We start from the raw sequence: 18,157 nt of genomic DNA, 5'->3' as shown, positions 1-18,157 counted from the left end.
CCGGTAATCCCGGGCTCGTCATCGATCGGTGGGCGAAGGTTAAGCGAACTTCGCGAGGCCTGGGACCGTTCGGTGACAATCGGCACAACAGTCACCACTGCCCGCGTTCGTACGGGTCTTTGGGAACGCTTCCATGCGCAGGATCACGCAATTCCGCTTCCCCTCGTACTCTTGACGGCACCGGATATCGCCGAACCTGACCTTTGCCATATCCCGCACGAATACACCCCTCGGAGCCGTCGCCGTGTCGACCAACCCCGCAGCACCCGAGACCGGGCCGCAGCCGACCGAGACCCACCCCACCCTCCCGTCGCCCGCCGGCGACGCGCCCGACCCGTCGCCGGTCGCCGGGCTGCCCGCCACGCCGGCCGCCGCCGGCGAGCTGGCCCGCGTCGCCGCCGACCACGCCGCCGGCCAGCTCGCCCCGCCCGCGCCGGTCCACCTCGGCGACGTGGTGCCGGCACCCGAGCGGGTGCTCCCCGACCCGGCCGGTGACTTCACGCTGCCGCCGGACGCGGCGATCCGGGTCGACGCCGCCGGCCTCGACGTGGCCGAGCAGCTCGCCGGCTGGCTGCGCCCGGCCACCGGCCTCCCGCTCCCGGTGACCGACGCGGCCGGCCCGGGGCCGGACGGCCCACTGACGCTCACCGTCGCGGCGACCGACGCCACCGCGCCCGCGCTGTCGGGGAGCCCGCTCGCCCCGGGCGCACCGGCCCCGCGCCCGCCGGCCGACCGCGCGGCCTCCGCCGGCACGGCCCGGGCCGACGCGGACGGCGACGACGTGGCGCTCGGGGACGAGGGCTACCGGCTCGACGTCACCGCCACCGGCGTCCGGATCACCGCCGTCACCCCGGCCGGGCTGTTCCACGGCACGCAGACGCTGCGCCAGCTCCTGCCGGCGGCGATCGAGAGCGCCACCCCGGTCGCGGAGCGCTGGGTGCTGCCCGGTGGCACGATCGTCGACCGGCCGCGCTTCGCCTACCGGGGCGCGATGCTCGACGTCGCCCGGCACTTCTTCGGCGTGGACGACGTGCTGCGCGTGGTCGACCACCTGGCCCGCTACAAGCTCAACCACCTGCACCTGCACCTCACCGACGACCAGGGCTGGCGGATCGCCGTCGAATCGCGACCCCGGCTCACCGAGGTCGGCGGCGACACCGCGGTGGGCGGCGCGCCCGGCGGCTGGTACACCCGTGACGACTACCGGCGGATCGTCGCGTACGCCGCCCGCCGGCACGTCACCGTGGTGCCCGAGATCGACCTCCCCGGGCACACCAACGCGGCGCTCGTCGCCTACCCCGAGCTGGCACCCGGCAAGACCGCGCCGCCGCCGTACACCGGCACCGACGTCGGGTTCAGCTACCTCGACCCGGACGACGAGCGGACGTACGCCTTCGTCGCCGACGTGGTCGGCGAGGTGGCCGCGCTGACCCCCGGACCGTGGCTGCACCTCGGCGGCGACGAGGCGTTCAAGGTGCCGGCGGCGAGCTACCGCGCCTTCGTCGAGCGGGCCCAGGCGCTGGTCGCGGCCACCGGCAAGACGGTGGTCGGCTGGCACCAGATCGCCCCCGCCGGGCACGTCGACGGACGCGTCGTGCAGTGGTGGGGCACCAACGGCGACGACCCCGGGACGGCCGACGCGGTCCGCCGGGGCGCCCGGCTCGTCCTCTCCCCCGGCAACCACGCCTACCTGGACATGAAGTACGCCCCGGACACCCCGATCGGGCACGACTGGGCCGGGCTCGTCGACGTGCGCCGGGCGTACGAGTGGGACCCGGGCGCGCACGTCCACGGTGTGCCGGCGGAGGCCGTGCTGGGGGTGGAGGCGCCGCTGTGGACCGAGTCGGTCACCACCCGCGCCGAGATCGAATTCATGATGTTCCCGCGCCTGCCCGCCGTCGCCGAGCTGGGATGGTCGCCCCGCTCGACGCACGACTGGGCCGGGTTCGCCGAACGGCTCGCCGGCCACGGCCCGCGCTGGACCGCCGCCGGGATCACGTTCCACCCCGCCCCCGAGATCCCCTGGCCGGACGGGCCCTCGCGGGTCGCCCCCGAGCGGGTGGAGGCCGCGGTGTGACCGGTCAGTTCCGGGCGCGTTCCCGGAGTACGGCGGCCGTGCGCTCGTCGGCCGGATAGAACGACTCGATGGACAGCTCGGCCAGCGTGACGTCGAGCGGCGTACCGAAGGTCGCGACCGTGCTGAGGAAGCACAGCTCCCCGCCGTCGTGCCGCACCCGCAGCGGCACCACCAGCTCGTCCGGGCCGGGCTGGTCCACGGACCGGTCCGGCCCGCCACCCGGATAGCCGCGCAGCTCCTCCTCCAGCGCGGCCAGCTCCGCGTCCCCGGTCAGCTCCACCTGCCGGGCCAACCGGTTGAGCAGGTGCCCGCGCCACTCGCCGAGGTTGACGATGTGCGGGGCCAGCCCGTCCGGGTGCAGGCTGGCCCGCAGCACGTTCACCCGGCCGGCCAGCAGCTCGGGCGCCACCCGCTCGGTGAGCACCGCCAGGCTGTCGTTGGCGTCCACCAGGTGCCACCCCCGGTCCACCACCGCCGCCGGGTAGGGCTCGTGGCCGCCCAGCACCTGCCGGACCGCCGCGCGGACCGCGGCCATCCGGGGCGCGGCCAGCGCGGTCTCCGGGTACGCCGGGGCGTAGCCGGCGGCCAGCAGCAGCCGGTTGCGTTCCCGCAGCGGCAGGTCGAGCGGATCGGCCAGCCGCAGCACCATCTCCCGGCTGGGCCGGGAGCGCCCGGTCTCGACGAAGCTCAGGTGCCGGGTCGACACCTCCGCCCGGATGGACAGCTCGAGTTGGCTGAGCCGGCGCAGCTCCCGCCACCGGCGCAGCGACTCGCCGGCGGAGGGGCGCCGGCCGGGGCGGGCGGGCGCGGGGTGCGGTACGTGGACATCGGTCCCCCGTCTGCGGGAATGGGCGGTTCGGCACCACCCTGCCGGACGTCACGCGCCGCGTCGATTACCCCGGAGGTCATGCCGGCGGGCCCTACCCGCGAGGTAATCGACACGCCGGCCCGGCCGGCGGCAGAGTTCCCGGCGTCACCGACCGACGAAGGGACCATCCCATGAACGCGTACACCGAGCTGGTCGACCGCTACCTCGCGGTCTGGAACGAGACCGACGCCGACGCCCGCGCCGCCGGGGTCGCCGCCCTCTTCACCCCCGACGCCAGCTACGTCGACCCGCTGGCCGACGTGCACGGCCACGAGCAGATCGCGGCGGCCGTGGCCGGGGTCCAGCAGGCCTTCCCCGGCCACGTGCTGCGCCCGCACGGTCCGGTCGACGGCCACCACGACGTGGTCCGCTTCGGCTGGGAACTGGTCCCCGCCACCGGCGGCGAATCGGTCGCGGTCGGCTTCGACGTGGTCGTCCGCGCCCCCGACGGCCGGGTGCGCGCCGCGCACGGTTTCCTGGACAAGGTCCCCACCCCCGCCTGACCCATTGATCATGAAGTTGGCGGCGTTCGCCGTCCGATTTGTCGCCGCCAACTTCATGATCGACGGAGGTATGGGGTCGGGTGGGTGGGGTGTCCGGCAGGGGCCGGGGCCGGAGGGGCAGCCGGGGAATGGCGGGCCCCGGGCGGTGGTTGTACCCCCGAGCCGCCGAGCAGGTCACCACCGCTGACCGCCGGACGGCGCAGACCTTCCCCCCGCGGCACCGCGTGCCGCACACCCCCGAACCGCAGAGGAGTCGCATCATGCGTACCGATCTGATCCGCAAGACCGCGCTGACCGTCGCCGGGATCGCCGCCACCGCCGGTGGCATCGCCGGCCCCGCCATCGCCGCGCAGGCCACCCCCGCCGAGCGCGCCGCCCAGGTCGTCGTCGACCGCAAGGGCCACGGCGAGCGGGAGCTGGACGTGCGCTACGAGGCGCAGCCCAACTTCTACTTCTGCGGCCCGGCCGCGGCCCGCAACGCGCTGTCGGTGCAGGGCAAGAACATCGACGTGGACGCCATGGCCAAGGAGATGGGCACCACCGAGTCCGGCACCAACTCGATCAACGACGTCACCCCGGTGCTGAACAAGGAGACCGGCAAGAACGTCTACCGGTCCACCGAGATCCCGGCGGACAAGGCCCGCGACAAGGCCGACAAGCTGCGCGCCGACGTGGTGCGCGCGGTGGACGACGGCCGGGCCGTGGTGGCCAACATCGCCGGCACCGCCACCGACACCGACGGCACCACCCACTCCTTCGAGGGTGGCCACTACATCAGCGTGGTGGGCTACCGCGACGGCGGCAAGGTCGTGACGATCGCCGACTCGGCGAACCCGGACATGGCCTCCTACCGGATGGACGTGGACGCCCTGGCGCACTGGATCGCCAGCCGCGGCTACAGCTCCTGACCGAATGACGAAGGGCCCGACCCCACGGGGGTCGGGCCCTTTCGGCGTACCGGGTCAGCCGCCCGAGTCGTCCAGCTCGGCACCCTCCGGCGGGGTGTCGTCGTCGCGACTGGCCAGCCAGCCGTCGGGCAGGAAGACCTTGCCCGGGGAGTTGGTCCGGCCGCGCGGCTGGCCGAGCGTCTCGACCGGGAACGGCAGCTCCGGGTCGAGCTTGCCGAGCAGGTCGTCGAGCTGGGCCAGACTCTCGATCATGGCGAGCGAGCGGCGCAGTTCGCCGCCGATCGGGAAACCCTTCAGGTACCAGGCGACGTGCTTGCGGAAGTCGGTGCAGCCGTCCCGCTCGCCCCGCGCCGGATTGCGGGCCCCGGCCACGAACTGCTCCACCAGCAGCTCGGCGTGCCGGCGCATGGTCACCGCCACCTCGCCGAGGGTGGGCAGCCGCCGGTCGGTGCGGCCGTCGAACGCGGCCTCCAGGTCGGCGAAGAGCCACGGCCGGCCCAGGCAGCCGCGCCCCACCACCACGCCGTCCGCCCCGGTGTGGGCGACCATCCGCAGCGCGTCCTCGCCCTCCCAGATGTCGCCGTTACCGAGCACCGGCACGTCGAGCGCCTGCTTGAGCGTGGCGATGGCGTCCCAGTCGGCGGTGCCCGAGTAGCGCTGCGCCGCCGTACGCCCGTGCAGGGCGACCGCCGCGACGCCGGCGTCCTGGGCGGCCAGCCCGGCCTCGACGTACGTCAGGTGGTCGTCGTCGATGCCCTTGCGCATCTTGACCGTGACCGGCACCCCGGCGGGCGACGCGGCGTCCACCGCAGCCTTGACCAGCCGGGCGAAGAGCCGGCGCCGCCACGGCAGCGCGGAGCCGCCGCCCCGGCGGGTGACCTTGGGGACCGGGCAGCCGAAGTTCAGGTCGATGTGGTCGGCGAGGTCCCGCTCGACCACGATCCGCACGGCGGCGGCGGTGATCTCCGGGTCGGTGCCGTAGAGCTGGAGGCTGCGCGGGTGCTCCTCGGCGCCGAACGCGATCATGCGCAGCGTCTTCGGGTTCCGCTCGACCAGGGCGCGGGTGGTGATCATCTCGCAGACGTAGATGCCGCCGCCCTGCTCACGGCAGAGGCGGCGGAAGCCGACGTTGGTGATCCCGGCCATCGGCGCGAGCACCACCGGCGGCCACACCTCGTACGGCCCGATCTTCAACTCACTCACCGCCCAAGTGTAAGGAGGGGGCCCCGCTTAACGCCTTCTGCATAGGCGGGGGCCCCGCTTAACACGGCGCATATCACAGCGCCGGCGGGAGCTGCGGGGTTTCCACAAGCCGGCCGGTTGTCCACAGGACGGGGCGACGGGCAGGACGAACGCCCGCCCATCGCCCACGCTTGCCGCATGGTCGATCACCCGCCCCGGCTGGCGGAGGTCGCGCACCGCCAGCAGGATCTGGTCACGCGCGCCCAACTGCTGGAAGCCGGCTACGACGACATGTTCATCTACCGGCAGACCCGCAGGGGCCGCTGGCAACGCGTGCTGCCGGCGACGTACGCCCTGGTGACCGGCGTGCTGACCGACGAGCAGCGACGGATCTCCGCCGCCCTGTACGCCGGCCGCAGCGCCCAACTGACCGGGCTGTCCGCGCTCACCTGGTACGGCTTCCGATACAGTCCGCGGACCACCGACGTACACCTGCTCGTCCCGCACTCGACGAGCCGCAAGTCGACCGGTCACGTGCTGGTGTCCCGGGCCCTGTCGCTCGACTCGAAGGCGCGGACGACCGCCCACTACCCGGTCTGCTCGCCCGCGCGGGCCGTCGTGGACGCCGCCCGGGACCTGAGCGACCTGCGGACGGTACGGGCGATCGTGGCCGAGGCCGTCCAACGGAGTTTCACCGACCTGGCCGCCCTGGACGAGGAGATCATCCGCGCGAGGCGCAGCCGTACGGCGCTGATCCGGAAGGCGTTCCACGAGGTGACGGCCGGCACCCGCTCCGCGCCGGAGGCCGAGTTGCGGGATTGCCTCGCCGGGAGCCGGCTGCTCCCGGCGATCATCTGGAACCCCCGATTGACCACCGATGAGGGGCACACGCTGCCGACGCCCGACGGGTACCTTGCCGAGTCGGCGCTGGCGCTGGAGGTCGACTCGCGGGAATACCACTTCAGCCCGGATGGGTGGGCGCGCACGCTCGACCGCCACAACGAGCTGAGCCGGCTCGGGGTGATGATCCTGCACTTCACCCCGGCGCAGATCCGGCGCGAGCCTCAGCGCGTACGCCGAACAGTGGAGCAGGCGCACGCTTCCCGCCGGGGTCTCGGCGCCACCGTCGCGGTCCATGCCGCCCCGGTGGCGGGGTGTTAAGCGGGGGCCCCTCCTCTACCGAAAACGTTAAGAAGGGCCCCCGCCTTACACCCTCAGCAGCCGGGGAGGCGCTCGATCAGGTAGCGCTCGACCTGGTCCAGGGCGACGCGCTCCTGGGCCATGGTGTCCCGGTTCCGCACGGTCACCGCGTTGTCGTCGAGCGTGTCGAAGTCGACCGTGACGCAGAACGGCGTGCCGATCTCGTCCTGCCGGCGGTAGCGGCGACCGATGGCCTGCGAGTCGTCGAACTCGACCACCCAGCGCTTGCGCAGGTCGGTGGCGAGCTGCTTGGCCTTGGGCGAGAGCGCCTCGTTGCGGGACAGCGGCAGCACCGCCACCTTGACCGGGGCCAGCCGCGGGTCGAAGCGCATCACGGTGCGCTTGTCCACGCCGCCCTTGGTGTTCGGCGCCTCGTCCTCGTCGTACGCCTCCAGCAGGAACGCGAGCACCGCGCGGGTGAGGCCGGCGGCCGGCTCGATCACGTACGGCATCCAGCGCTCGCCCTTGCCCTGGTCGAAGTACGACAGGTCGACGCCGGAGTGCTTGCTGTGCGTGGACAGGTCGAAGTCGGTGCGGTTGGCGATGCCCTCCAGCTCGGCGAACTCGGTGCCGCCGAACCGGAACTTGTACTCGATGTCGACGGTGCGCTTCGAGTAGTGGGAGAGCTTCTCCTTGGGGTGCTCGTAGAAGCGCAGGTTCTCCTCGGACAGGCCCAGGTCGAGATACCAGTTCCAGCGCTCGGAGAGCCAGTATTCGTGCCACTGCTCGTCGGTGCCCGGCTCGACGAAGAACTCCATCTCCATCTGCTCGAACTCGCGGGTCCGGAAGATGAAGTTGCCCGGGGTGATCTCATTGCGGAACGACTTGCCGGTCTGCGCGATGCCGAACGGCGGCTTCTTGCGGGCGACCGTCTCCACGTTCTTGTAGTTGACGAAGATGCCCTGGGCGGTCTCCGGGCGCAGGTAGTGCAGGCCCTCGTCGCTCTCCACCGGGCCCAGGTAGGTCTTCATCAGGCCGTTGAACATCTTCGGCTCGGTGAAGGTGCCCTTGTTGCCGCAGTTGGGGCAGTTCAGCTCGGTCAGCGAGGTCAGCGGCTTGCCGTGCTTGGCCTCGTACGCCTCTTCCAGGTGGTCGGCGCGGAACCGCTTGTGGCAGGACTGGCACTCGGTCAGCGGGTCGACGAACTCGGCGATGTGGCCGCTGGCCTCCCAGACCTTGCGGGCCAGGATGACCGCGGAGTCGAGGCCGACGACGTCGTCACGCTGCTGGACCATGGTCCGCCACCACTGCCGGCGGACGTTCTCCTTCAGCTCGACGCCGAGCGGACCGTAGTCCCACGCCGACCGGGTGCCCCCGTAGATCTCGCTGGAGGGGAAGACGAAGCCCCGGCGCTTGGCGAGGCTGACGACGGCGTCGATACGGTCGGCTGGCATGTTTCCTCCTACGCCGGCTGGCGGTCGGCGCGGTTGAGATGGATGTTCCGGGCTGTTCGGGACAACGGTACGACCGCCTCGGCCCCGAGCCCAGCAGAATACCGGGGTCGGGTCAGCTCACCCCGCAGACCTCCATGCCGCCGGTCTGCCGGTCGGGGGCGAGCGTGACGGTCTGCGCCTCCCGCCGCCCGCCGGCCAGCGTGACGTCCACCGGCACGGTCAGCGTGGCGGTGTCGACCTGGCCCACCCGGTAGCCGGAGATCTGCGGCTCGGTGGCCACCCGCTGGGTGAACTCCGGGCGGGACTCGCGCCGCCGGGCGTCGTCGCAGAGCCGGTCGTAGGCCTTGGACCACTCCCGGGCGACGAGCGCCTGGTAGTAGTCGTCGGTGACCGCCCGGCCCTGCTCGCCGACCGCCTGCACGTTGCTCACGGCCAGGCCGACGATCGCCGCGCCGCCCCCGCCGCAGCAGAGCAGCACGGCCAGCGCGCCGACGCCGAGGGCGAGCCAGAGCCGGCGCCGGCCGCCCTCGGTGGGCGGGGCGGCGAACGGCGGCGCGACGCCGGGACCGGCCGGCGGCGCGGGGACGCCCGGGTCCGCCGGCGGCGCGCCGGGCGGCACGGGTGACGGGGGTGGCGCGGCCGGTCCGGGAGCGGTCATACGCGCCAGGGTAGTGCCCCGGGACTCAGCGGTACGGACCTGCGGCGCGATCGCTGGCGGCGACGACGATCTCGCCCTGCGGGGCGGCGTTGGCGAGCGTCTCGTACGCCGACGGCTCGTCCACCGATCGGGCGAGCAGCGGCACGGCGGTGACCTTGACGTCGAAGCCGCCCAGCGCCCGCCGGTAGGCCCCGACCGACTCCCACTCGGTGAGCAGGCACCAGTGGGCCGGGTCGTCGAGCGCCCGCAGCAGTTCGCCGCGCAGGTAGCCGGGGCGGGCGGCGAGCGCGGCCAGCGCCGCGTGCGCCTCCCGGGTGAACTCGTCAGCCGTTTCGGCGTCCACCACGAACCGGTTGGTGACCAGCACGGCGTTCCTCCTCGTAGAGTTTGTGGCATGCAGCGTACGCAGAGTCCCGTGCTGTCCCGGTTGGCCCGGCTCAACCCGACGACGGTGTTCCTCGCCGCGCTGGTGCTGGTGCTGGTCGGCCTCTTCGCGCCCGGCCCGGCCGGCGGCGTCCTGCTGCTGGTGCTGGCCGCCGGGCTGGTCTGGTTGATGACGGTGACCTGGCCGGTGCAGGCCCCGGCGACCCGGGTGCTCCGGCTGCTGATGCTCACCCTGCTGATCGCGGTGGCGCTGGCCAAGCTGATGGTCGGCTGAGCCGCGCCGGGCCACGCCGAGGCGAGCTGACCTGCGCTGACATGCAAGCATGCGTTTTTGACAATAATTTTCGTTGTCGCGGACAGTTGGTCCCATGACCGTTCGCGCCACTCCCCGCGCCCTGGCCGCCGCCACCGCCGCCCTGCTCACCCTGGGCGGCGCCGCCGCCTGCTCGGACGGCGGCGGCGGGGGCAGCGACCCGGACCGGGTCGACGTGGTGGCCGCGTTCTACCCGCTCCAGTTCCTCGCCGAGCGCATCGGCGGGGACCGGGTCGTGGTCGGCAACCTCACCAAGCCGGGCGCGGAGCCGCACGACCTGGAGCTGAACCCCCGCCAGGTCGGGCAGGTGGTCGACGCCGAGGTGATCGTCTACCTGACCGGCTTCCAGCCGGCCGTGGACGAGGCGGTCGAGCAGAACGGCGGCGACCGCGCGTTCGACGTGGCCGGCGTGGCCCCGCTGCTCGACGCCGCCGCCGGCGGCCACGAGCACGAGGGTGAGGCCGGTCACGAGGAGGAGGGCGGCGGCAAGGACCCGCACCTCTGGCTCGACCCGACCCGGCTGGCCACGGTGGGCGACCGGCTCGCCGAACGCCTCGGCCGGGTCGACCCGGACCACGCCGCCGACTACACCGCCCGCGCCGGCGCGTTGCGCGCCGAGCTGACGACGCTCGACACCGCGTACGCCGACGGCCTGCGCACCTGCCAGCGCCGGGAGATCGTGACCAGCCACACCGCCTTCGGCTACCTGGCCGAGCGCTACAAGCTGGAACAGATCGGCCTCACCGGGCTCACCCCGGAGTCCGAACCCGCCCCGCAGCGGCTCGCCGAGGTCGCGAAGGAGGCCCGCGAGCACCGGGCCGGCACGATCTTCTTCGAGACGCTGGTCAGCCCGAAGGTCGCCGAGACGATCGCCCGCGAGGTCGGGGCGAGGACCGCGGTCCTGGACCCGATCGAGGGCCCACCGGCCGAGGGCGACTACCTCACCGCGATGCGCGCCAACCTCCAGACCCTGCGAACCGCACTGGACTGCTCATGACCTCACCCGTGATCGAGATCGCGCACGCCACCGTCGGCTACGACGGCCGGCCGGTGCTGCGGGACATCTCGCTGACGCTCACCGCCGGCGAGGTGGTCGCCGTGCTCGGCGCCAACGGCTCCGGCAAGTCGACCCTGGTCCGCGCCGCGCTCGGTCTGGTGCCGCTCGGCGCCGGTTCGGTCGCCCTGTTCGGCACGCCGCAGCGCCGCTTCCGGCAGTGGCACCGCATCGGGTACGTCCCGCAGCGGCTCGGCGCCGGCGGCGGCGTGCCCGCCACGGTGGCCGAGGTGGTGGCGTCCGGGCGGCTGGCCCGCCGGGGCGTGCTGCGACCGGCCGGCCGGGCGGACCGGACGGCGGTGGCCGAGGCGCTGGGCGCGGTCGGGCTCGCCGACCGGGCCGGCGATCCGGTGGCCACCCTCTCCGGCGGCCAGCAGCAACGGGTCCTGATCGCCCGGGCGCTGGCCGGTGGGCCGGAGCTGCTGGTGCTCGACGAGCCGACCGCCGGGGTGGACGCGGCCAGCCAGGAGGCGTTCGCCGGGGCGCTGCGCGCGTTCCGCGACGGCGGCGGCACGGTGCTGCTGGTCGCCCACGAGTTGGGGCCGCTGCGCCCGCTGATCAGCCGGGCCGTGGTGGTGCACCAGGGCGGGATCGCCCACGACGGGGCGGTGCCCGAGCCGGCCGGCCACCACGCCGACCCGGACCACGAACACGTGCACCCGCACTGCGACGAGGAGCCCGCCGGGCTCTGGACGGGCATCTGAGATGGACCTCTTCCAGTACGACTTCATGCTCCGCGCGCTGGTCGGCGCGCTGGTCATCGGGCTGGCCGCGCCGGCGCTCGGCATCTACCTGGTGCAGCGCCGGCTGGCGCTGATCGGCGACGGGATCGGCCACGTGGCACTCACCGGCGTCGGCGCCGGGCTGCTGCTCAACCGTTCCCCGGTGCTGGTGGCGGTGCTCGCCGCCACGCTCGGCGCGGTCGTCATCGAGCTGGTCCGCGCGTACGGGCGCACCTCCGGGGACCTCGCTCTGGCGCTGCTCTTCTACGGCGGCATCGCCGGCGGCGTGATGCTGGTCGGGCTCTCCGACGCCAGCAGCGGGTCGCTCAACGCGTACCTCTTCGGGTCGCTGACCACGACGTCGCCGGGCGATCTGGTCACCATCGGCGTGCTCGGCGCGGTGCTGCTGGTGACCATGCTGGTGCTGCGTCCGGCGCTGTTCGCGGTCTGCCACGACGAGGAGTACGCACGGGTCTCCGGCCTGCCGGTGCGGGCGCTGAACCTGCTCATCGCGGTCGGCACCGCGGTGACCGTGACGATCGCCATGCGGGCGGTCGGGGTGCTGCTGATCAGCGCGCTGATGGTGGTGCCGGTGGCCACCGCCCAGCAGGTGACGCGCGGCTTCCGGTCGACCATGACCGCGGCGATGGCGCTGGGCCTGTTCGCGGCCGGCGCCGGGGTCTGGGTGGCGGCCACCGCCGACACCGCGCCCGGCGCCTCGGTGGTGCTGGTGGCGATCGGCTCGTTCCTGGCGGTGGCGTTGCTGGCGGCCGGCGTGCGGTCGCTGCGGCGACGCGGCCGGCCGGCGGCGCCCGCGACCGAGCCGGCCGAGCACGAGGTGGTGCTCGGATGAGGCCGGTCCAACCGGCAGTGGTTATCGTTACGAGGTGACCGGCACCAACGGGTACGACGCCTTCGACGGCGCGGGTGAGCTGCTGCGCGCCCTCTCGGCCCCGATCCGGCTCGCCATCGTCAGCGAGCTGGCCGAGGGCGAGCGCTGCGTGCACGAGCTGGTCGAGACGCTCGGCGCGCCGCAGCCGCTGGTCTCCCAGCACCTGCGGGTGCTGCGCGGGGCCGGCGTGGTGCGTGGCTCCCGGCGCGGTCGGGAGATCGCGTACGCCCTGGTCGACGAGCACGTCGCGCACATCGTCGCGGACGCGGTCAGCCACGCCGGGGAGGGACCGTCATGACCACCGGCGCGCCCCGCACCACCCGGCAGCGCAGCGCGGTCAGCGCCCTGCTCGACGAGGTCGAGGGCTTCCACAGCGCCCAGGACCTGCACGCCATGCTGCGCCGCCGGGGCGACCGGATCGGGCTGACCACCGTCTACCGGACGTTGCAGGCGCTGGCCGACGCCGACGAGATCGACGTGATGCGCCCGCCGGGCGGCGAGCACCTCTACCGGCGGTGCAGCGGCGGTCATCACCACCACCTGGTGTGCCGGGGCTGCGGCCGGACCGTCGAGGTGGCCGGCCCGGCGGTGGAGAAGTGGGCGGACCGGATCTCCGCCGAGCACGGCTTCACCGAGGTCAGCCACACCCTGGAGATCTTCGGGACCTGTCCGGCCTGCGCCGGCCGGTAAAACCGACCGGTGCCGGCGCGGCGGAGCCGTGGCAGGCTGTCCGGCGTGAAGATCTACGCCGACCGTTTTCCGACCGCCCTCCGCCAGCTCCTGACCGACCTCCTCGTGGTCGTCTGGGTGTACGCGGCGATCCGCTTCGCGCTCTGGCTGCACGACCTGGTGGAGAAGCTCGCCGTACCCGGGCAGAAGCTCGAGGGTGCGGGCGGCGGGCTGGCCGACAACCTGGCCGAAGCCGGCGGCAAGGTGGGCCGGGTGCCGCTGGTCGGCGACGAGCTGACCGCCCCCTTCACCCGCGCCGCCGACGCCGCGCGGGCGATGGCCGAGGCGGGCCGGGACCAGCAGGAGCTGGTCGGCCAGTTGGCCCTCGCGCTGGCCGTCGCGGTGCTGGTGTTCCCGCTCGGTCTGGTGCTGTTCGGCTGGCTGCCGCTGCGGGTGCGCTGGATGCGCCGGGCCGGCGCGGCGAAGGCGATGGCCACCGCGCCGGCCGGCCGGGACCTGCTGGCGCTGCGCGCGCTGGCCGGTCAGCCGCTGTCGAAGCTCAGCCGGATCGCGCCGGACGTGGCCGAGGCGTGGCGGCGCGGCGACGACGCCACCGTCGACGCGCTCGCCGCGCTGGAGCTGCGCAGACTGGGGTTGCGCGGCGGCCGGTAGGGTGTGCCGGTGCTGTACTTCCTGATCGTCGTCGCCGTGCTGCTGCTGGGTTACGCGGGCGTGCTGGTGAGTTTCGTCCGCAAGGGCCGCAAGATCCCGCCGTCGGCGTACCTGGTGCTGGCCGCGCTGAACGGCCTGATCCTCGCCGCGGTGATCGCATGGGCGGTCGCCCGCCGCTGAGCGGGTGTTAAGAGGGGCCCCCGCCTCTACCGAAGGCGTTAAGCAGGGGCCCCTCCTTTCACAGCCGGCGGCGGACGTCGTCGGCTGTGGAGGGGCCGGGCTGCCACGGGGCCACCCAGGGGAGGTCGGCGGGGGGCGTGAGGACGCCGGCCTCCACCGAGGCGTACCGGCCGGCGACGATCCGCTTCGCGGCGGCCACGTCGACCGAGTCGGTGTTCGACCACAGGCCGGTGAACAGCTCGTCGACGCGCAGCCGCGCCTGCCGGCAGAACAGGTCGGCCAGCTCGACGTTCTCCGGGTGCTCGGCCAGCTCGGCGTAGGCCCGGACGCAGACCGCGGACATCGCGAACAGCTCCGCGCCGATGTCCACCACCCGGCCCAGGAACGCCTGCTTGCGCTCCATCTTTCCCTGCCAGCGGGACATCGCGTAGAAGGTCGAGCGGGCCAGCTTGCGGGAGGTCCGTTCGACGTGCCGCAGGTGCCCGGCCAGCGGCCCGAACTCCTGGTACGCCCCGGGCGCCTGCCCCCGGCCGACCGCCAGGGTGGGCAGCCACTTCGCGTAGAACGCGCCGGCCCGGGCGCCCGCCTTCGCCTTGCGGCCCAGCCCGGCGTCCGGGTCGATGATGTCGCCGGCCACCGACAGGTGCGCGTCGACCGCCTCCCGGGCGATCAGCAGGTGCATGATCTCGGTGGAGCCCTCGAAGATGCGGTTGATCCGCAGGTCGCGCAGGAGCTGCTCGACCGCGGCCGGGCGCTCGCCCCGGGCCTCGAGCGAGTCGGCCGTCTCGTAGCCGCGCCCGCCCCGGATCTGGATCAGCTCGTCGGCGATCCGCCAGGCCATCTCGCTGGCGTACAGCTTGACCAGCGCCGCCTCGATCCGGATGTCGTTGCGGTCGTCGTCGGCGAGCAGGCAGGACAGGTCCAGCATGGACTCCATGCCGTACGTGGTGGCGGCGATGAACGCCAGCTTCTTCGCCACCGCCTCGTGCTCGCCGACCGGCCGGCCCCACTGGACCCGGTCGCCGGCCCACTCCCGGGCCACGTTGAGCGCCCACTTGCCGGCGCCCACGCACATCGCCGGCAGCGACAGCCGGCCGGTGTTCAGCGTGGTCAGCGCGATCTTCAGGCCCTTGCCCTCGCCGCCGATCACGTTCTCCCGGGGCACGAACACGTCGTGGAACCGGGTGAGGCTGTTCTCCAGGCCGCGCAGCCCGACGAAGGAGTTGCGCCGCTCCACGGTGATGCCCTCGCTGTCGCCCTCCACCACGAACGCGGTGATCCCGCCGCGCCGCCCCTCGCCGGCGGGCACCCGGGCCATCACCACCAGCAGGGTGGCGACCGTGCCGTTGGTGGCCCACAGCTTCACCCCGTTGAGCCGGTAGCCGGCGCCGTCGGCGGTCGGCTCGGCGGTGGTGGCGAGCCGGGCCGGGTCCGAGCCGACGTCCGGCTCGGTGAGCAGGAACGCGGACACCTCACCGGCGGCCAGCCGGGGCAGGAAACGGTCCTTCTGCTCGGGCGTGCCGAACATCTTCAACGGCTGCGGCACGCCGATCGACTGGTGCGCGGAGAGCAGCGCGCCGATCGCCGGGCTCACCGAACCGGCGAGCATCAGCGCCCGGCAGTAGTGCAGGTTGCTCAGCCCCAGGCCGCCGTACCTCCGGTCGATCTTCATGCCGAACGCGCCGAGCCGGGCCATCCCGTGGAACACCTCGTCCGGGATGCGCGCGTCGCGCTCGATCGCCGCGCCGTCCACCTCGCTGCCCAGGTACGCCCCGAACGCGCCGAGGAACTCGTCGGCGCGGGCCACGTCGGCCGGGTCGGACCGGGGCCAGGGGTCGATCAGGTCGAGCCGGAACCGGCCGAGGAACAGCTCCTTGCCGAAGCTGGGCCGGTCCCAGGCCGACTCGCGGGCCGCCTCGGCGACCTGGCGGGCCTCCTTCTCCGAGACCTGGCCCGCCTCGGTGGGTAGCGGCCCCACCCCGTCGGCATTGTTCTGGGTCGTGGTCACGGCTGCCTCCTGGATGGTCGGTCCGGATGCGACGAAAACGACGCTACCCCCGGGTGTTACCCAGGGGTAGCGTCGCGTGCACGCCCGATTTGGCGGACCGTCAGTCGCCGGTGAGCGTCGCCGGGTCGTCGTCATCGTCGTCGACGTCGTCCTCGCCCCAGTTGCGCCGGGCGAACGGCAGGATGGCCCAGAAGAGCAGGAACCAGACGCCGGTGACCGCGCTGAGCAGGAACGCGATCGGCCGGTCCAGCACGAAGTCGCTGACCAGCAGGACCGCGCTGACCATCGCGATCAGCATGAAGAACAGGCCGCCGGTGGCCATCCGGTGGGCGAAGCGGACCAGTTCCGGCTTGCGGCCCTGGCGGAACAGCGCCCGGTGGAACGCCACCGGCGAGATGATCATCGCGGCGGACGCGGCGGCCGCCAGCAGCGCCACGATGTAGACGTCACGCTGGAACTCCGTGGTCCGGGTGAACCCGTTGCTGAACGGCAGCGTCAGCAAGAACGCGAAGAGGATCTGCACGCCGGTCTGCGCGACGCGAAGCTCCTGGAGCAGGTCGGCGAAGTTGCGCTGCCACCGCTGCTTCTCGGATTCCTTGGACACTCGTGAACCTCCGGGGAAGACGGCACGGCCGGCGGGTGAACGCCCGCCGGCAGCAGCGCCTTTGCCCGATTCGGATGATCACGAAACCGACTCAGGATCCGCGCCGGATCCGCCCCGCGTACCGCGCCTCCAGCTCGGCGTTGTGCTCGTCGCCGCCAGTGATGTTGGCGGACAGGTAGACCGGTGGCCGCTCCCCCGCCGCGAGCAGCCGGGACACCACCTCGACGGTGATCTGCTGGGCCAGCAGCGCCGCGGTGATCGAGGAGACCGCGCCGACCGCGCCGCCCCCGGGCAGCGGCAGCGTGGCGTCGCCGTACGGGGCGCCGTTGTCCAGCACCACGTCGGCGAAGTCGGCGAGCTTGCGACCGGACGGGTGCCGCGACGTCATCCCCGCCGAGTGCCGCGACGAGGTGATCGCCACCAGGCCGTGACCGCGCTCCTTGACGACGGACGCGAACTCCACCATCGCCCCGTTCACCCCAGAGTTGGAGGCGAGCACGAACACGTCCGGCGGCCGGACCGGGGCCAGCTCGTAGAGGCGGTGCGCCACCGCCGGATCGCGTTCCAGCTTCGGGCCGAGCACGTCGGCCGGGTCGCCGCCGACCAGGACCAGGTCGCGCAGCGCGATCCGGTTGGTGGGCACCAGCCCGCCGGCCCGGCCGGCGATCTCCATGGCCAGCGCCTCGGAGTGCCCGGTGCCGAACGCGTGCACCACCGCGTCGGCGCGGACCGCCGCGGCGATCAGGTCGGCCGCCGCGGCCACGTTCTCCCGCTGCTCGGCGGCCACCCGCCGCATCGTCGACGTCACCGTCTCCAGGTACGCCTCGGCACTCACCGTCATCTCGTCTCCGTCCCTGCGGTCCGGGCGAGGATCGCCTCGGCCAGCGGGCCGGGCGCCTCGTCGGGAATCCAGTGGCTGACCCCGGGGAGCACCACGAAGCGGTAGTCACCGGTGACGCGCGCCGCGCACGCCTCGGCCGCGGTCCGGCCGATCGCCACGTCCCTGTCGCTCCAGACGTACGTGGTCGGCACCGCCACCGGCCCGACCGCCTTCATGTCCGACCCGCTCATCGCCCGATACCAGTTCAGCGCGGCGGTGAGCGCGCCCGGCTCCCGCATCGGGTCGGCGTAGCGGGCCACCGTGGCCTCGTCACCGACCCCGCGCAGCAGCCGGCGCAGCGCGGCCCCACGCATCGCCAGCAGCACCTTCTCGGCCTTGCCCGGCATCCGGAACAGCGCCATGTAGGCGGACTTCGCCTTCTGCCGCGCGTCGGTGGCGAGCGCGTGCCCCATCGCGGCCGGGTGCGGCACCGACACCGCGGTCAGCGTCCGCACCCGCTGCGGGTGCGCCGCCGCCAGCCCCCAGGCCACGATCGCGCCCCAGTCGTGGCCGACCAGGTGGGCGGTGGTCACCCCGAGCGCGTCCAGCACGGCCGCCGCGTCGGCCACCAGCTCCGGAATCCGGTACGCCTCGACGGCGTCCGGCCGCGCGCCGGGCGAGTAGCCGCGCTGGTCGAGCGCGTACGTGCGCAGCCCGGCGGCGTGCAGCGCGGGCGTCACCGCGTCCCACTCGCCGGCGTGCTGCGGGAAGCCGTGCAGCAGCAGGACGGGTTCGCCGTCCTCCGGGCCGCCGGTGCGTACGTCGAACGTCAGGCCCCGCGCCTCGATCCGCATGATCGCCACCGTAGCCGACAGACGCCCTGCTGGGCCCGGGGCCGGCGTCGGTGCTAGCGTCTGCGACGAGACAACTTCACATCCGACAGGGGAGCGCACAGCGCTGAGAGTGCGGGCCGGTGCCCGCAGACCCTCGAACCTGATCTGGGTAATGCCAGCGCAGGGAGTTCGGTCGACCTCCAGCCGCGCCGCCGT

The 18,157-nt window shown here is 73.5% G+C and carries 21 protein-coding genes and 1 riboswitch; of the genes, 12 read left to right on the top strand and 9 right to left on the bottom strand.

The features are described from left to right. Positions 1-352 precede the first annotated feature (352 nt). A complete protein-coding gene (locus H1D33_RS01140) occupies positions 353-2,077 on the top strand; it encodes a beta-N-acetylhexosaminidase (protein WP_414685526.1) in 1,725 nt (574 codons plus the stop codon). 4 nt (positions 2,078-2,081) lie between these two features. Here the strand turns inward: H1D33_RS01140 and H1D33_RS01135 are convergent, their stop codons facing one another. Beyond that, a complete protein-coding gene (locus H1D33_RS01135; RefSeq protein WP_307755419.1) occupies positions 2,082-2,843 on the bottom strand; it encodes a helix-turn-helix domain-containing protein in 762 nt (253 codons plus the stop codon). Between the two features lie 233 nt (positions 2,844-3,076). Between H1D33_RS01135 and H1D33_RS01130 the strand changes: the two genes are divergently transcribed. After that, a complete protein-coding gene (locus tag H1D33_RS01130) occupies positions 3,077-3,448 on the top strand; it encodes a nuclear transport factor 2 family protein (RefSeq protein WP_181569840.1) in 372 nt (123 codons plus the stop codon). Positions 3,449-3,708: 260 nt separating this feature from the next. Further along, a complete protein-coding gene (locus H1D33_RS01125) occupies positions 3,709-4,356 on the top strand; it encodes a C39 family peptidase (protein ID WP_307755332.1) in 648 nt (215 codons plus the stop codon). Between the two features lie 54 nt (positions 4,357-4,410). Here H1D33_RS01125 and dusB read toward each other — a convergent pair whose 3' ends face one another. After that, the gene (dusB, locus tag H1D33_RS01120) at positions 4,411-5,559 is read right to left on the bottom strand and encodes a tRNA dihydrouridine synthase DusB (RefSeq protein WP_307755331.1); all 1,149 of its coding nucleotides are present in this window, start codon (positions 5,557-5,559) and stop codon (positions 4,411-4,413) included. Between the two features lie 177 nt (positions 5,560-5,736). Between dusB and H1D33_RS01115 the strand changes: the two genes are divergently transcribed. After that, the gene (locus H1D33_RS01115; RefSeq protein WP_307755330.1) at positions 5,737-6,699 is read left to right on the top strand and encodes a type IV toxin-antitoxin system AbiEi family antitoxin domain-containing protein; all 963 of its coding nucleotides are present in this window, start codon (positions 5,737-5,739) and stop codon (positions 6,697-6,699) included. A 53-nt stretch (positions 6,700-6,752) separates the two neighbouring features. Here H1D33_RS01115 and H1D33_RS01110 read toward each other — a convergent pair whose 3' ends face one another. The 3 genes from H1D33_RS01110 to H1D33_RS01100 all read right to left on the bottom strand — a co-directional run bounded on the left by H1D33_RS01110 (position 6,753) and on the right by H1D33_RS01100 (position 9,157). Continuing rightward, entirely contained in the window at positions 6,753-8,132 is a 1,380-nt protein-coding gene (locus tag H1D33_RS01110; protein ID WP_281593588.1) for a glycine--tRNA ligase, read from the bottom strand. Between the two features lie 112 nt (positions 8,133-8,244). Next, positions 8,245-8,790: an Rv0361 family membrane protein gene (locus tag H1D33_RS01105; protein WP_307755329.1), complete on the bottom strand. Its 546-nt coding sequence runs from the start codon at positions 8,788-8,790 to the stop codon at positions 8,245-8,247. Between the two features lie 25 nt (positions 8,791-8,815). After that, positions 8,816-9,157, bottom strand: a complete 342-nt coding sequence (locus H1D33_RS01100; RefSeq protein WP_307755328.1) for an antibiotic biosynthesis monooxygenase family protein — start codon at positions 9,155-9,157, stop codon at positions 8,816-8,818. 27 nt (positions 9,158-9,184) lie between these two features. On the opposite strand from H1D33_RS01100, the gene H1D33_RS01095 reads away from it, so the two are divergent. The 8 genes from H1D33_RS01095 (at position 9,185) to H1D33_RS01060 (ending at position 13,676) form a co-directional block, all read left to right on the top strand. Next, entirely contained in the window at positions 9,185-9,448 is a 264-nt protein-coding gene (locus tag H1D33_RS01095; RefSeq protein WP_091572141.1) for a DUF6703 family protein, read from the top strand. A 94-nt stretch (positions 9,449-9,542) separates the two neighbouring features. Beyond that, positions 9,543-10,484, top strand: a complete 942-nt coding sequence (locus H1D33_RS01090) for a metal ABC transporter substrate-binding protein (RefSeq protein WP_307755327.1) — start codon at positions 9,543-9,545, stop codon at positions 10,482-10,484. Next, a complete protein-coding gene (locus H1D33_RS01085) occupies positions 10,481-11,245 on the top strand; it encodes a metal ABC transporter ATP-binding protein (protein WP_307755326.1) in 765 nt (254 codons plus the stop codon). The genes H1D33_RS01090 and H1D33_RS01085 overlap by 4 nt, the downstream gene beginning before the upstream one ends. Before the next feature lies 1 nt (position 11,246). Further along, positions 11,247-12,116, top strand: coding sequence for a metal ABC transporter permease (locus tag H1D33_RS01080; protein WP_307755325.1), 870 nt, complete (start codon positions 11,247-11,249; stop codon positions 12,114-12,116). A 34-nt stretch (positions 12,117-12,150) separates the two neighbouring features. Then, a complete protein-coding gene (locus H1D33_RS01075; RefSeq protein ID WP_307755324.1) occupies positions 12,151-12,453 on the top strand; it encodes an ArsR/SmtB family transcription factor in 303 nt (100 codons plus the stop codon). Next, complete coding sequence (locus tag H1D33_RS01070; RefSeq protein WP_307755323.1) at positions 12,450-12,845, top strand: Fur family transcriptional regulator; 396 nt, start codon at positions 12,450-12,452, stop codon at positions 12,843-12,845. Before H1D33_RS01075 ends, H1D33_RS01070 begins: the two co-directional genes overlap by 4 nt. Positions 12,846-12,890: 45 nt before the next feature. Beyond that, positions 12,891-13,496, top strand: coding sequence for a hypothetical protein (locus H1D33_RS01065; protein WP_307755322.1), 606 nt, complete (start codon positions 12,891-12,893; stop codon positions 13,494-13,496). A gap of 9 nt (positions 13,497-13,505) precedes the next feature. After that, a complete protein-coding gene (locus tag H1D33_RS01060) occupies positions 13,506-13,676 on the top strand; it encodes a hypothetical protein (protein WP_307755321.1) in 171 nt (56 codons plus the stop codon). 58 nt (positions 13,677-13,734) lie between these two features. On the opposite strand, the gene H1D33_RS01055 is transcribed toward H1D33_RS01060, so the two are convergent. The 4 genes from H1D33_RS01055 to H1D33_RS01040 all read right to left on the bottom strand — a co-directional run bounded on the left by H1D33_RS01055 (position 13,735) and on the right by H1D33_RS01040 (position 17,962). Beyond that, complete coding sequence (locus tag H1D33_RS01055; RefSeq protein ID WP_307755320.1) at positions 13,735-15,684, bottom strand: acyl-CoA dehydrogenase family protein; 1,950 nt, start codon at positions 15,682-15,684, stop codon at positions 13,735-13,737. A gap of 100 nt (positions 15,685-15,784) precedes the next feature. Beyond that, positions 15,785-16,288 (bottom strand): DUF6328 family protein, encoded by a 504-nt coding sequence (locus tag H1D33_RS01050; RefSeq protein ID WP_307755319.1) that lies wholly within the window; start codon positions 16,286-16,288, stop codon positions 15,785-15,787. Positions 16,289-16,379: 91 nt separating this feature from the next. Then, positions 16,380-17,129: a sugar isomerase domain-containing protein gene (locus H1D33_RS01045; RefSeq protein ID WP_307755318.1), complete on the bottom strand. Its 750-nt coding sequence runs from the start codon at positions 17,127-17,129 to the stop codon at positions 16,380-16,382. Continuing rightward, positions 17,126-17,962 (bottom strand): alpha/beta fold hydrolase, encoded by an 837-nt coding sequence (locus H1D33_RS01040; RefSeq protein WP_307755317.1) that lies wholly within the window; start codon positions 17,960-17,962, stop codon positions 17,126-17,128. The genes H1D33_RS01045 and H1D33_RS01040 overlap by 4 nt, the downstream gene beginning before the upstream one ends. A gap of 77 nt (positions 17,963-18,039) precedes the next feature. Then, a riboswitch (TPP riboswitch) is annotated at positions 18,040-18,146 on the top strand. Positions 18,147-18,157 lie beyond the last annotated feature (11 nt).

It is taken from the genome of Micromonospora ferruginea (genome assembly GCF_013694245.2).
Taxonomy (GTDB): domain Bacteria; phylum Actinomycetota; class Actinomycetes; order Mycobacteriales; family Micromonosporaceae; genus Micromonospora; species Micromonospora robiginosa.
The sequence above is the reverse complement of the archived record's forward strand: the minus strand, read 5'-3'. Positions and strand labels throughout refer to the sequence as shown.